This window comes from Shewanella mangrovisoli (genome assembly GCF_019457635.1).
GTDB classification, from domain to species: Bacteria; Pseudomonadota; Gammaproteobacteria; order Enterobacterales; family Shewanellaceae; genus Shewanella; species Shewanella mangrovisoli.
Genome location: NZ_CP080412.1, coordinates 405,689 through 418,831, shown reverse-complemented (window position 1 = coordinate 418,831; position 13,143 = coordinate 405,689). Strand labels below are relative to the sequence as shown.

Genomic DNA, 13,143 nt, shown 5'->3' with positions numbered 1-13,143 from the left:
TATGTCCAGTTCTACTGACACTGCAATGGCACCCGCCGAGCCGATGTGGCTGCAACAATTAGCCGAGCAGAATATTGCCGATTTTATTCCGCACCGCGCGCCGATGATCTTGATTGATAAGATTATTCACCATCTGCTGGATGCGCTCGAAACCGAAGTGCAGATCACTCCTCAGAGTGCTTATTTTGACGAGCAACGTCAGGCCGTTCCCAATTATGTGGGTATCGAGTATATGGCGCAGAGCATCGCTGCCCTCGCCGGTGTTGAGGCCAAACTGCGCCACGATAAAATCCGAGTGGGTTTTTTATTGGGATCGCGTAAATTAGCCTTACACACAGCGCAGTACGAACTCAATCGCCGCTACCGCACTCGGGTTAAACGCCTCTATCAAGAAGAGTCGGGACTGGCGGTATTCGATTGCCAGATTTATCTGTTGCCGGAGGCGGGAGCGGAGCAAACACCACAACTCGTGGCCGAGGCCAATGTGAACGTGTTCCAACCCCAGGACACCCAAGCGTATATCGCCTCCAGTCAGGCTTAATGTCTGGCCTAGCGCTCACAAGCGCCAAGCTTTAAACCGACGCAACGTCAGTCGCACTACAAAAGGATTTAGCCCTTTGATGCATAAACAACTCATCATCAAGCATCACGGGTGGAGAAATAAAGATGAATAACAGAGTATTAGTCACAGGTTCGAGCCGCGGTATTGGCAAAGCCATCGCCCTTAAACTGGCCGCGGCGGGCTACGATATCGCCCTGCATTATCACAGCAATCAGGCCGCAGCCGATGCCAGCGCCGCAGAGCTTAGCGCCCTTGGGGTGAACGTCAGCCTATTGAAGTTTGATGTTGCCGACCGCGCCGCGGTAAAAGCCGCCATTGAGGCCGATATCGAGGCCAATGGCGCCTACTATGGCGTGATACTCAATGCAGGCATCAATCGTGACAATGCTTTCCCAGCGATGAGCGAAGCCGAGTGGGACAGCGTAATCCACACTAACCTCGATGGTTTTTACAATGTCATTCACCCCTGCGTAATGCCCATGGTACAAGGCCGCAAGGGTGGCCGTATCATCACCCTAGCCTCAGTGTCAGGCATTGCGGGTAACCGTGGCCAGGTCAACTACAGCGCCTCCAAGGCCGGGTTGATTGGCGCCACTAAGGCACTGTCCTTAGAGCTGGCCAAACGTAAGATCACCGTCAACTGCATCGCACCAGGTTTGATCGAAACCGATATGGTGGCGGATATTCCTAAGGATATGGTCGAGCAGTTAGTGCCGATGCGCCGCATGGGTAAACCGAATGAAATCGCCGCCTTAGCCGCCTTTTTAATGTCGGACGATGCTGCCTATATCACGCGCCAAGTGATTTCGGTGAATGGAGGCATGATCTAAATGACGCAGCGCAATCCCTTAGGCAGACGAGTCGTCGTTACCGGTATCGGCGGTATCAGCGCCCTAGGCCATGACTGGCCAAGTATCGCAAGCAGCCTTAAGGCACAAAAAAACTGTGTCGTGACGATGGCGGAATGGGATAAATACGACGGACTAAACACTCGCCTCGCCGCCCCTATTACAGACTTTGAGGTGCCGAGCCACTATTCCCGTAAAAAGATCCGCTCCATGGGACGCGTCTCGATTATGGCAACTCGCGCCAGCGAGCTTGCACTGATGGATGCAGGACTCTTGGACGACCCTATCGTCACCTCGGGGGAAATGGGGATTGCCTATGGTTCTTCCACCGGCAGCACCGATCCGCTGATCGCCTTTGGCGATATGCTCAAACATGGCGATATGTCAGGCGTCACCGCCACCAGCTATATCCGCATGATGGCTCACACCACTGCGGTAAACGTGGGGGTTTTCTTTGGCCTTAAGGGACGCATTCATACCACCAGCAGCGCCTGTACTTCGGGTAGCCAAGGCATAGGCTATGCCTATGAAGCCATCAAATACGGTCAGCAGACCTTAATGCTCGCGGGTGGCGGTGAAGAACTCTGCCCCACCGAGGCGGTAGTATTCGACACCCTATTTGCCACCAGCACCAAAAATGCCACGCCAGAGCTAACGCCTCGCCCCTTCGATGCCAATCGCGACGGTTTAGTGATTGGCGAAGGCGCTTGTACACTAGTGCTCGAAGAGTTAGAGCATGCCTTAGCGCGCGGCGCGAAAATTTATGCTGAGATCGTCGGTTTTGGCACTAATTCCGATGGTCAGCATGTGACTCAGCCCAATAGCGATACTATGGAAATCGCCATTCGTTTAGCCCTTAAAGATGCGGCGCTCACGCCAGATGCCATTGGTTATGTGAATGCCCACGGCACTGCGACCGATCGCGGTGACGTTGCCGAAACCCATGCAACGCACGCCGTCTTCGGTGCGGATATGCCGATTTCATCCCTTAAAAGCTACACAGGCCATACCTTAGGTGCCTGCGGCGCGCTAGAAGCTTGGGTCAGTATCGAAATGATGAATGCGGGCTGGTTTGCCCCTACGCTTAATCTCGACAATATCGACCCAGAATGTGCAGCACTCGATTACATTCGCGGCGAGCCACGTACACTCGACACTGACTATGTGATGAGCAATAACTTCGCCTTTGGCGGCATCAACACTTCACTGATTTTTAAACGCTGGAAAACGACATAAGGACATATCAATGAAACCATTAGTAGCAAGCATTTTACTCGGCATTAGTTTACTGGGCTCACCTGTGTGGGCGCAGGAATATACGGTTGAAACCTATCAAGAAATTTTTAAAGGCGACAATCAATTTAAGCAAAAACAAGCCATCGAAGCACTGACGATTGCCGGATTATCCGATCCCGCCATTTACGATGTGTTAGAGGCCAAACTGATCGAATCCCTGCCCCTTGCCACCGAGAAAAACGCCATCGACTACAGCGCTTGGTTAGTCAAAGGCTTAGCTTACTCGGGTAATGACAAATACAGCGCGACCATCAGCAACATAGTTAATGGCAGCTACCATAAGAAGCTAAAGAAGTACGCATCACAAGCCCTTGAAAATCTAGCGCAATACAAGAAGTGGAACGCCATTTTAGCGGATAAGAGCCAATATGTAGCCGAGCAAAGCCCTAAGAACAATGCCTTTGCCAACGCCTTGAAAAGCGATGATTTAGAGCTGATGCGCCTCGCCGCTAAACGCATAATGGACGATCAAAACTACGATGATTTTCTATTAGAGCGCCTTAGCGTTGAGCTGAAAAATCCACGCCTAATGAGCAACGACAAGTTAGCCATCGACACCTACGCCAATATGGCCAAGGCCCTCGCCGCATCGGGTAATACGCAATACCGCGAAGTGATTGAAAATATTGCCAACAACAACCCAAACAAAAAGCTGAAAAGCTACGCCGAAAGCTATCTGAAGAAGTACTACTAATCCCTTTGGATTCGTAAAAGCGTTAATAAAAAGCCGAGAAGCATCTCGGCTTTTTGATCTCATTTGTAGACCAACCATGGTACTGACTCGACGACACGGTGAATAGAAACCTAGGGTTTCTAAGCTTATGAACGAGAGCCATTAAACACGGATGTTTTTCAAGTCCATCTCTAGATGCTCGACTGCCCCGTCTGATGTAATGAATTCACAAATGCCGCGATTGCATGGATGCCCAAAAGCGGCAATGGGGCGGACGTCTTGCCAATCACCATGCATCGGTAACTTCTACGACTTAAAGAGCTCTCTACATAAATACCAATACAGGGTGTAAGCAAGCAACAAATGCTAACACTTCAACTCACCCTAATGTGATTTTCAACTCCCGATTCATAATTTCATTAAACAGTTATAGTACTGGATACTGAATCTGAACCATCTATTAATGCTAGAACATGGTCAAGGTACCTTTGCGCCTCCGACGAATCAGTTGACTGTCTTAAATATTGTGGAATCCGCTCGACAAATTCAGAACGAGATAAAGGCTGATGTTCCAAAAGCGCTTCAATCATTGCAGGTCGCAGCAATCGACAATCGTCCTCTGTATGAGGGCTGCCCTGCTCGATAACATGCTGCGCAAAATGTCTTAGTTTTTCTTTTAAACTCATCTCTGCTGATTGATTCAAGACGACTGATGTAACTGCAGGTCGAACTACGGTTTCTTCTGTTTCATCAACATCCAAATTCGGCACAGTCACTTTTATTGCTGACTTCAGCTCATGAAGTTCTCGAATAATTGGTGCTAACACCTCTTCTGGGTTGCCAAACCAATCAGTTGACCAAATACGGTTGATCTTCCAGCCTAAACGCTCCAATACTTCCTGTCTTAATCTGTCGCGATCCCGAGCAGACTTCGCCGAATGATAAGCTGCTCCATCACATTCAATCCCCATTAAATAGCGTCCAGGACTACCAGGATCCTTAACAGCTATATCAATAAAGAATCCTGCAACCCCCACCTGAGGCTCACATTCAAATCCCTCTTTTGTTAAAGCTTCAATTACCGCAATTTCAAAATCACTATCCGGCCCCTTCCCTGTAGAAGTCGAAATTGAATCCAACATGCCTTTTTCAGCAAATTGCAGGAAACCTTTAAGCGCGATAACACCTCGCTTACTAGTCTCACTCGTTAGCACATCTTCAGCACGCATAGAGCTAAACACATGCATTCGCTTTTTGGAGCGAGTAAACAGTACGTTTAATCGTCTCCAGCCCACATCCGAGTTTATCGGTCCAAAGCGTTGATAAACTTTACCTCCAACCTCGGCAGGGCCATATGTGAAAGAGATATAAATGACATCACGTTCATCCCCCTGCACGTTTTCTAAGTTTTTGATAAACAAAGGCTCATCATGGACACGAAGCTTACTAATTGCTGCTTCTGCTGAAGCATCTGAGCGGCAAAGCTCATCCAAAGCACGTTCAATTTGGTCCCGCTGTTTAGAACTCATAGCTACGATGCCAATTGATTCTTCAGGACGAGTTTGTGCGTGCTTTACTACTGCCCGCGCAACAACATTTGCCTCTTCGATATTGTGTTGATTCGTAAACCGTCCACCAGCCACATAGCTAAATTTGATACCGTAATCGGGGGAATCCGCATTTGGAGAGGGGAAAATAACCAAATCGCTGTTGTAGAAATGACGGTTAGAATAAGCGATTAACTTTTCATGTTGAGAGCGATAATGCCACCGTAAACGACGCATCGGAAATAGGGGCAGTGAAGCATCTAGAATACTATCGGTATCTCCTAATGCTGCAACTTCCTCATCATCATCACTTTCAATTGAACGATCGAAAAAGCTCGTGGGCGGTAACTGTTTGGGGTCACCCACAACCACAATTTGCTTGCCTCTAGCAATCACACCAAGCGCATCTTCGGGTTTGACCTGCGAAGCTTCATCCATCACTACAAGGTCAAACTCTAATCTGCCTGGTGCAAGGTAATGAGCTGCAGACATTGGCCCCATCATAAAACAAGGTTTCAACGCTAACAGTGCTTCTCCTGCACGGTTAACCAATTGCCGAATTGGGATATGCTTAGTCTTCTTACCCAACTCATTTCTTATCAGAGCAAAGTCGGTATATTCACTTTTACGGCCACCGGAGTTACCTTCTGGCACTGAGCGAGATGCAATTTTGGCTGCAATACGTTCACGTTGAAGCTTGAATAGTTTTTTATCGTAGATTTTAAATTTGGTTTGGATCGCGTTTCGTTGCGTACCTGAAACTCTAGCCAAATCTGGGTTTTGATTGATAATGTCCCTCGATAACTGATCATTCAACGCCAAATCCAAGGCCAAATCAGCTTGCCCGATATCCAAAGCACCACTAAATACCGCTTCCCAGATCCGCTCTAATCCCAGCTCATGCATCTGCATTCGATTACGAGTGAAATTAACCCAACCATTCAACCATCGAGGTTGCGAAATTGCGCGCTGATTACGAATGACTAATCCTTGAAGTGAATCATCAACAGGTCTAAACCACATCTCGACATCTAGCTCGGTTTCAGACTCAAACACCGACAATTTGTCAGCCTGATTGTTTCTTAGTGCCTTAAGTCTTGCTCCTTCTCCAAGCAATTCTTCATAGTTTTGTGCATTCTCAAGCTGCCTTATACAAGCAGCAAAAGAAGTGCAGCTCACTTGCTTTAAAAGATGCTCAGCTAAATCTAAGGTGGAGCTGATAATACCAATAGACGAACGATTATCTTTATGCACCCCAAAAGACAATGGCATAGTCTTATCTGCAAATGGTTCTAATAGGGGCCGTTTGTTAGCTAACTCTTGATGCCATTGCTGCATTTGCTTAATAGCATTAACTAATATTCCTGCTTCACTGAGCAAAGTGTCATCACTCAAGTACCAGCTTTGCAGTTGTTCTAAAGCTTGCCTCACTTCCAGACTGAGACTATCCAGCAAAGAACCTTCACCAACCCATACAAGTTGTTGCTGCTGATTTAGATTTACTGATTTTTTGGGTAGACGCTGTAATAAACTATCGATCATAGATATTGTTTCAAGCAATACCGATGAAAGCTTTTGCTTTTCTAGCTGGTGGACACCCCTAATTAATGTTGAATCCAACCCTAAAACGCTCGTACCAATAGCGACTTTGGGACCAAAACCTACACCGTAGGTTTCTCTTACTCTGATATACCACTGACGTAAGGCGGTTAGCTGTTCATAGTCAGTCTCAATACCTCTAAAAGCATTGCCTAACGAACGAGCATGATCGCATGCATCAAATTGTTTCAGCTCGGAGCGGTATTTAACTAACTCGTCAAATTGATTCTTGGCTTTAGCGAATTTAATGGCTGGATTAATGACTGACTTGAGTAATGTGCGTGCTTGTCGCCAATTGCTGTTAAACCAAGACAGTATTCCACCCTGTTGTAACACCAAAACGGCCTGACTCAGCTCTTCGGCTGTGGGTAATTGTTCCAGTAAAAAGGTTTTAGAAAGGCTCTCTTTTAAAGGCCTAAGTACGGCACATTGTTTAGATAGCGTTTTTAACGTGGTATCAACAACATCGTCATCAAATACCGAATCACGAAGAGATATTAATTCTGTCGGTAAACCAGCAATAACCTGAAGTAACTGAGCCGTAAATTGCAAGCCATTACGACTATCATCCATTGCATTAGAAATCGCCGAAGGGAGAGCTTGCTTAAAGTCACTTAACTCATTAGTCAGCATACCAAGTGTAAGTGAGGCCTTATTTAACGACTCGTACCACTTCACTAGGTCGCGAATCGTTATCCCATTTGGAATAACGAAAGTATCTAATCCCGTTTTAGGCATATCCTGCGGTTGGATATGTTCAATTGAATTGAGTTTGTCAGGATGAATCTTCTCGCTTAATTGCTGATAATGTTTTTGTAAGTCCTCAAAAACCGAAAGATAGCTTCTTACACTCTCGATAGCACCTTCAGCTTCAAAAGAACGTAGAGCTTCAAATACCTCTCCACCAGCGAGAGGCTTTAAAGAATTAAGGTCCTGTAATACCGTGTTTATCTGTTTAAGAGAGTCCATTCCATCAACATCAATGTTCCAATCACTAATAAACTGCTGGAACTCTTGAGCAAAAATCTCAAGAGACTGTTGCCACTGAGCTAAACATTCGACAATACGATCACTATCAAATATCTGAATCTCAGTATTTCTGACACCACTCCAAGGGTGTTGGTAGATTTCAACTTCATGCCCAAGTTGCTCCCGAATTTCACGGTATATCTGCTGGAATGTCGCAACCTGATCTTGTAAACGTAACTGCTTCACTTTATTCAGAGATTGACCACTGACATCTTTGACATGAAGTGAAGTTGCATCTATCTCAAGTTTGCTTCGATAACGGGTCGCAGCACTCAAAATTTGGTGGATACTTTTGCCCGTCTGCTCCCACTCTTTATTGATTAAAGCGGCATACTCGTTCAGTTGCTGCTTGAGCTCTTCGTAACGCAAAATTTGCGCATTGATTTCCATCTGACTCGGCATCGTTGCATTTAAAGTCACACGCGCCTGAATATCGTCCAGCACTTTACGCTTATGTGTTTTATGGCTATGCAGCTCTAAACAAAACTCACCAAGGCCAGCCCTATCAAGACGACTTTTAACCACTTCTAGCGCCGCCATCTTTTCAGCAACAAACAGTACCTTTTTACCATTCATTAAAGCTGCTGCGATTAGGTTAGTAATCGTCTGAGACTTACCACTGCCTGGGGGACCTTCAATCACTAAATCACGGCCCTGAATAGCGTCAATTAAAGCACTGTGCTGGGAACTATCGGCATCATCAATAAGCGGCACTTTATTATGAATATCAGTGTAAGCATCAATATCATGTTCACCAGAACTATCCCCACCAGCTGGGACTGACTCCCCTTTTTGGCTAACAAAGAAACGACGAATTACGTCATGGGAAGTGATGTTACTATCTCCCTGTGGCCATCGCTCAGGGTCTAGATCCAGATACATCATCATTTTGCCAAAGTTCAACAATCCCAAGCATCCAAAACGCTGTAGGGACCAGTTAGGCTTATTCTTTTTGATAAGCTTGTTAACTGCTGAAAAGTAATCATCAGGAGTTTGATCGTCTTCGAAATCAGGCAGAGCCAACGCAAAGTCAGTTTGTAGCTTTGCCTTCAAAGAAAGATTAGGCAGAATATCTTCGCCGGTATAAACCAGCTGATATTTATATAGGCCATCTTTGGGATCTAACTTACCGCGCTCAAGACGGACGGGAATGCTAAACAAGGGCGCAAGGCGAGCTTTATCTGAAATATCGGCTTCATACCACTCCAGGAAGCCTAGAGCGAGATACAAGATATTCGCGCCACTTTCTTCTAACGCAGTCTGGGCTTTATTATAAATGGCTCTTAGTCTGGCCTCTAATTCACCAGGGAATAGCAATACTTGGATCTTATTATCGGTATGCTTCGAATGTACTTGGGCAATTTGAACACCATTACCCGATTTGATTTGGCGTTCAAAATCCCCAAGGTCTTTGTATCCAGCTTGATGACAAGCCGTAGTCAATAGGGCTAAATCTATCCCCTGTTCAGCATAATTGGAGCGGATACCTGTTAATTTATCATTGTGTGCTAATGCATAATCAGTAATAAACTCACTTGCTTGCTCTAATAGGTGCTTATTAACTTGTGGTGATTCTTCTATAAAATCGCCGCCAGGCAAAGTGTAAGACGTATTAATCCCTAGTACTTTGGCCCACTCAATTGCAGTAGGAAAAGGCTTTAACTGCACATCCTTTTTATCTTTTCCGACTTGTAGATATCCATGCTCAATTAACTGTTCACGGGTCGGTTCGTCGACGGGGCCAAACTCCATAGTAAAATCAGAACATAAAGTATTGGAAAGCTGGTCGGGTAACTCGTCGACGATTCGCAGGGCAGAGGTTTTGTTCGTAATTGGGAAATTTAGAAGGCGATTTCTAGCGGATAAGTCAAGAAGCTTCTTGCGCATCATTTCAAGTGATGAACTAATAAAAAGGTCTGCTTTTATATCAGATGTATTTTTCGCGATTACCATTGCGCCTCCTTTGCATTAAGCAAATTCCATTCAAACAATAATTTTATAGTATTTATTGTTCTCTTAGAGTCAAACATACACTATTGAATCAATAACCTAGCCGTGTTAAACCGGTTAAACAACACTAACTTGATTGTTATCAAGCGTACTATTTAAGTTATTTAATTATCAGCTCTCAATGATGCTAAATATTAACAGATTTCCATTCAAAAAAGAGAAGTGTCTTTTCAATTTGGTAGTATATACAGCTCCAAATTTATAGCTCCGTCCATTTAGCCAGATGAAAATCGAGGATTTAGGAAGCTATAGCAAATTTGGCTATGAGCACAAGGGGCTTTCAACTCCGTTGGGGGCGCCTTGGCTGATGTGAAATCAATAGGACGAGCTGCCCTCCTTGGTCGACTCTTGATTAAAAATCAGGGGGTGAACCCCACTACTTTGACTTTGATTCTGCGTTTAGCTTTAGCTAAAGACTCTTGGCCTACCCTTTGCTTATACACCGCGGCGTTTTAACCCTAAAAACAACCAAACGCGATAACGCTATGATGGATAAGCGACAACACAGGGAATTTTAATCTTGAGAGCAACAATGAAAATAATACTAGATGATCTAAAAGGGCCTGAAATTGCAGCACTTTTAACTGAGCACCTCGAGGATATGCGAGCAACCTCGCCGCCGGAAAGTGTGCACGCATTAGACCTTGACGGCCTGCGCCAACCCAATATTCGCTTTTGGACACTATGGGATGGCCGTAATCTGGCGGGCTGCGGTGCACTAAAATGGTTAGATGCCGAGCACGCCGAGATCAAATCGATGCGGACCGCCGCCACCTATAAACAACAGGGGATTGCTTCTAAGGTATTGCAGCATTTGATCAATGATGCCAAAGCCGCAGGTGTGCAGCGCCTCAGTTTAGAAACTGGCTCAATGGCCTTTTTCCTGCCCGCCCGTAACCTGTATGCCAAATTTGGCTTCGAGCTGTGCGGCCCCTTTGCCGATTACGTGCTCGACCCCAATAGCCTGTTTATGACCAAAAAGCTCTAGGCCTCAACATACATCAATCCACTAAGGTGGCGAACCACAATCTAGACCTAACCACAGCTAAGCTTTTGCCTGTTTAGCTGTGGTCAAGGCGCGATGCTTGTGCCAGTAATGCATTAAAAATCCGATTAATAATCCCCAGAAGGCGCTGCCGATCCCCAATATACTCACGCCTGAGGCGGTGACGAGAAACGTAATCACCGCCACTTCTCGCTCGTCGTTATCCGCGAGCGCAGCGGTCAGACTGTTACCTATGGTGCCAAGCAGGGCTAATCCTGCAATCGCCAGCACCAGTTCCTCCGGAAATGCGGCGAAGAGCCCCACCACAGTTGCGCCGAGTAGACCTGTTATCAAATAAAAGACTCCGCCCCACACAGCCGCCCAATAACGAGTTGCGGGGTTAGGGTCCGCCTCTTTACCCATGCAAATGGCCGCCGTAATGGCGGATAGGTTAAAGGCAAAGCCACCAAAGGGTGCAAACAGTACGCCCATCAGACCCGTCACGGTAATTAATGGCGAGATAGGCGGGCGATAACCATGGCCGTGGAGTGCGGCCACTCCAGGCATATTCTGCGAAGCCATAGTCACCACAAATAAGGGTAGCGCCACTCCCACCACGCTGGCGATAGAAAACGTAGGCGCTATCCATACTGGGGCAGCAAATTGCAGCTCAAACTTATCGAGTTGCAATAAATTCAATTGATAACTCATCCCTATCCCCGCAACGAGGGTGAGTAACATAATGTAGCGCGGCGCCCAGGGCTTAAGCACAACAAAGACTAGTAACATCAAGAGGATTAGACTCAGCTGAGTCTGCATGGCTTGAAATAACCCTAAGCCAAACTGCAGTAAAATCCCCGCTAACATGGCCGCCGCCACCGAGGGTGGCATGATACGAATAAGCTTATCCATCCAGCCTGCCAAACCGCAGAGGGTGATCAACAAAGAGCTAATCAGGAAGGCACCAACGGCTTCGTGGATACTCAAACCCGCAAGGCTGCTGACCATCAGAGCCGCTCCGGGGGTCGACCATGCCGTAAGCACCGGATTTTTATAGTAGAGTGACAGGCCAATACTGGTGAGTCCCATGCCAACACCTAAGGCCCACAGCCATGAACTCATCTGTGCCGATGTCGCGCCAACGGCATCTGCCGCCTGCAGAATAATCACCGCCGAACTGCTGTAGCCCACCAGCACGGCAATAAAGCCCGCCGATATTTTTGATAGTCCTAAAGCCTCGCGCCACATCATCCCTACTCCTCCGCCTACCATTGTCTCGATCATCGAACCACTCACCGTGCGCTATAACGCACGAGATGGACAAGATAGCACTTGTGCGTTATAACGTACAAATAATTTTTTAAGCGTCAGAACCCAATGCAGACCATCAACAGTTATCTTGCCGCGACCCTAAAACAACTGCGCAGCCAAAAGGGTTGGAGTTTAGATAAAGCGGCACTCGAGACAGGCGTAAGTAAGGCCATGATAGGCCAGATTGAACGCGGCGAATCTAGCCCCACCATTGCTACCCTGTGGAAAATCGCCAGCGGTTTTAATACCTCACTCTCGACTTTTCTGGAGCCAACGCCCGAGAGCCAAGGCGCCGTCTTTCGTAACGCCGATGCATTACGCCAAAAGCCAGCAACCGACGGCATGTTAGTGGCGTCGCTATTTCCCTTTGAGCCACGCTTTGGTTTTGAGATGTTTGAACTCACCCTATTGCCCCACTATGAACGCCTCTCCGAGCCCCATGAGGCGGGAGTGACCGAGCATGTGATCGTGCTGAGCGGTACTATGGAAGTGTTAGTCGATGGCCAGTGGCAGCCATTACAGCAGGGTGAAGCCGTGCGCTTTGCCGCCGATAAACCCCATGGTTACCGTAACTTAAGCAACCAACCCGTAGTATTTCATGATCTAATCCACTACCACAGGGAACTGCCTGCCACCGAGTAGCGCCGACAAGCCAAGCGCCCAACAGATTGCCACTTGCACCTGTCAATTCATTAGAATAAACTTATTGAAAATTTTCTAATCATAGAGGCAAAGCTATGTTTCAATCTTTACTGGCTAAATTATCTGGTAGCAGCAACGGTGAAAAGTGTTGGCAATTGATTGATCAAGGTGCGCGCGTTATCGATGTGCGTTCACCGGAGGAGTTTGCCTCGGGTCATTTGCCTCAGGCCATCAACGTGCCGCTGCCTACGCTAGACCAATGGTTACATCAGGTTGAAAATAAACAACATCCCTTTGTGCTTTACTGCGGCGCAGGCATTCGTGCCCAAAAGGGCTGCGATATTTTAAGGGCCAATGGTTTTGAATGTGTGGTTAACGGTGGCTCGCTAAAAGATTTAGTCTGCTGCCAGCCAAGCTAGGCCTAAGCCAAGCAAAGCAAAGCAAACCAACTATGCGTGAGGAGGTGCGGATGACAACAAAGTGCCCACGCCCAACTAGCGGCGAACAACTGCCGGAGCCCAAAGTGGTTCGCGAAGCCCGCTACAGCGTGAGCCGCAACCGTGGCCAAGCTAGCACTAAGGTGCGCTATATCGAAACCAGCGCTATGTCCCTCGGTTGCAAGCTGTGCGAATAATCGCTTG

At 47.0% G+C, this 13,143-nt stretch carries 10 protein-coding genes; 8 read left to right on the top strand and 2 right to left on the bottom strand.

Annotated features, from left to right (window positions below):
* Position 1 precedes the first annotated feature (1 nt).
* The 4 genes from K0H60_RS01950 to K0H60_RS01935 all read left to right on the top strand — a co-directional run bounded on the left by K0H60_RS01950 (position 2) and on the right by K0H60_RS01935 (position 3,400).
* The gene (locus K0H60_RS01950; protein WP_220057084.1) at positions 2-541 is read left to right on the top strand and encodes a hotdog family protein; all 540 of its coding nucleotides are present in this window, start codon (positions 2-4) and stop codon (positions 539-541) included.
* Between the two features lie 125 nt (positions 542-666).
* Positions 667-1,392 carry a 3-ketoacyl-ACP reductase FabG2 gene (locus tag K0H60_RS01945; protein WP_011715558.1) on the top strand — a complete coding sequence of 242 codons (726 nt, stop codon included), beginning with the start codon at positions 667-669 and terminating at the stop codon, positions 1,390-1,392.
* A complete protein-coding gene (locus K0H60_RS01940) occupies positions 1,393-2,646 on the top strand; it encodes a beta-ketoacyl-ACP synthase (protein ID WP_220057083.1) in 1,254 nt (417 codons plus the stop codon).
* Between the two features lie 10 nt (positions 2,647-2,656).
* Complete coding sequence (locus K0H60_RS01935; RefSeq protein WP_220057082.1) at positions 2,657-3,400, top strand: hypothetical protein; 744 nt, start codon at positions 2,657-2,659, stop codon at positions 3,398-3,400.
* A 398-nt stretch (positions 3,401-3,798) separates the two neighbouring features.
* On the opposite strand, the gene hhe is transcribed toward K0H60_RS01935, so the two are convergent.
* The gene (gene hhe, locus K0H60_RS01930) at positions 3,799-9,507 is read right to left on the bottom strand and encodes a DUF4011 domain-containing anti-phage protein Hhe (protein WP_220057081.1); all 5,709 of its coding nucleotides are present in this window, start codon (positions 9,505-9,507) and stop codon (positions 3,799-3,801) included.
* A gap of 589 nt (positions 9,508-10,096) precedes the next feature.
* On the opposite strand from hhe, the gene K0H60_RS01925 reads away from it, so the two are divergent.
* The gene (locus K0H60_RS01925; RefSeq protein ID WP_220057080.1) at positions 10,097-10,552 is read left to right on the top strand and encodes a GNAT family N-acetyltransferase; all 456 of its coding nucleotides are present in this window, start codon (positions 10,097-10,099) and stop codon (positions 10,550-10,552) included.
* A gap of 57 nt (positions 10,553-10,609) precedes the next feature.
* On the opposite strand, the gene K0H60_RS01920 is transcribed toward K0H60_RS01925, so the two are convergent.
* Positions 10,610-11,797, bottom strand: a complete 1,188-nt coding sequence (locus K0H60_RS01920; protein WP_220058099.1) for a benzoate/H(+) symporter BenE family transporter — start codon at positions 11,795-11,797, stop codon at positions 10,610-10,612.
* Between the two features lie 129 nt (positions 11,798-11,926).
* On the opposite strand from K0H60_RS01920, the gene K0H60_RS01915 reads away from it, so the two are divergent.
* From K0H60_RS01915 to K0H60_RS01905, 3 genes are all read left to right on the top strand, one after another.
* The gene (locus K0H60_RS01915) at positions 11,927-12,502 is read left to right on the top strand and encodes a helix-turn-helix domain-containing protein (RefSeq protein ID WP_220057079.1); all 576 of its coding nucleotides are present in this window, start codon (positions 11,927-11,929) and stop codon (positions 12,500-12,502) included.
* 95 nt (positions 12,503-12,597) lie between these two features.
* On the top strand, positions 12,598-12,921 hold the full coding sequence (locus K0H60_RS01910) for a rhodanese-like domain-containing protein (protein ID WP_011627458.1): 324 nt from the start codon (positions 12,598-12,600) through the stop codon (positions 12,919-12,921).
* A 50-nt stretch (positions 12,922-12,971) separates the two neighbouring features.
* Positions 12,972-13,136 carry a hypothetical protein gene (locus K0H60_RS01905; RefSeq protein ID WP_240520044.1) on the top strand — a complete coding sequence of 55 codons (165 nt, stop codon included), beginning with the start codon at positions 12,972-12,974 and terminating at the stop codon, positions 13,134-13,136.
* Positions 13,137-13,143 lie beyond the last annotated feature (7 nt).

Excerpts from the sequence above, each read along its gene's own strand:
- hhe (WP_220057081.1), bottom strand. The coding sequence starts at position 9,507 with ATGGTAATCGCGAAAAATACATCTGATATAAAAGCAGACCTTTTTATT.
- K0H60_RS01935 (WP_220057082.1), top strand. The coding sequence starts at position 2,657 with ATGAAACCATTAGTAGCAAGCATTTTACTCGGCATTAGTTTACTGGGC.
- K0H60_RS01915 (WP_220057079.1), top strand. The coding sequence starts at position 11,927 with ATGCAGACCATCAACAGTTATCTTGCCGCGACCCTAAAACAACTGCGC.
- K0H60_RS01920 (WP_220058099.1), bottom strand. The coding sequence starts at position 11,797 with ATGTGGCGCGAGGCTTTAGGACTATCAAAAATATCGGCGGGCTTTATT.
- K0H60_RS01950 (WP_220057084.1), top strand. The coding sequence starts at position 2 with ATGTCCAGTTCTACTGACACTGCAATGGCACCCGCCGAGCCGATGTGG.
- K0H60_RS01940 (WP_220057083.1), top strand. The coding sequence starts at position 1,393 with ATGACGCAGCGCAATCCCTTAGGCAGACGAGTCGTCGTTACCGGTATC.
- K0H60_RS01925 (WP_220057080.1), top strand. The coding sequence starts at position 10,097 with ATGAAAATAATACTAGATGATCTAAAAGGGCCTGAAATTGCAGCACTT.
- K0H60_RS01945 (WP_011715558.1), top strand. The coding sequence starts at position 667 with ATGAATAACAGAGTATTAGTCACAGGTTCGAGCCGCGGTATTGGCAAA.
- K0H60_RS01905 (WP_240520044.1), top strand. The coding sequence starts at position 12,972 with ATGACAACAAAGTGCCCACGCCCAACTAGCGGCGAACAACTGCCGGAG.
- K0H60_RS01910 (WP_011627458.1), top strand. The coding sequence starts at position 12,598 with ATGTTTCAATCTTTACTGGCTAAATTATCTGGTAGCAGCAACGGTGAA.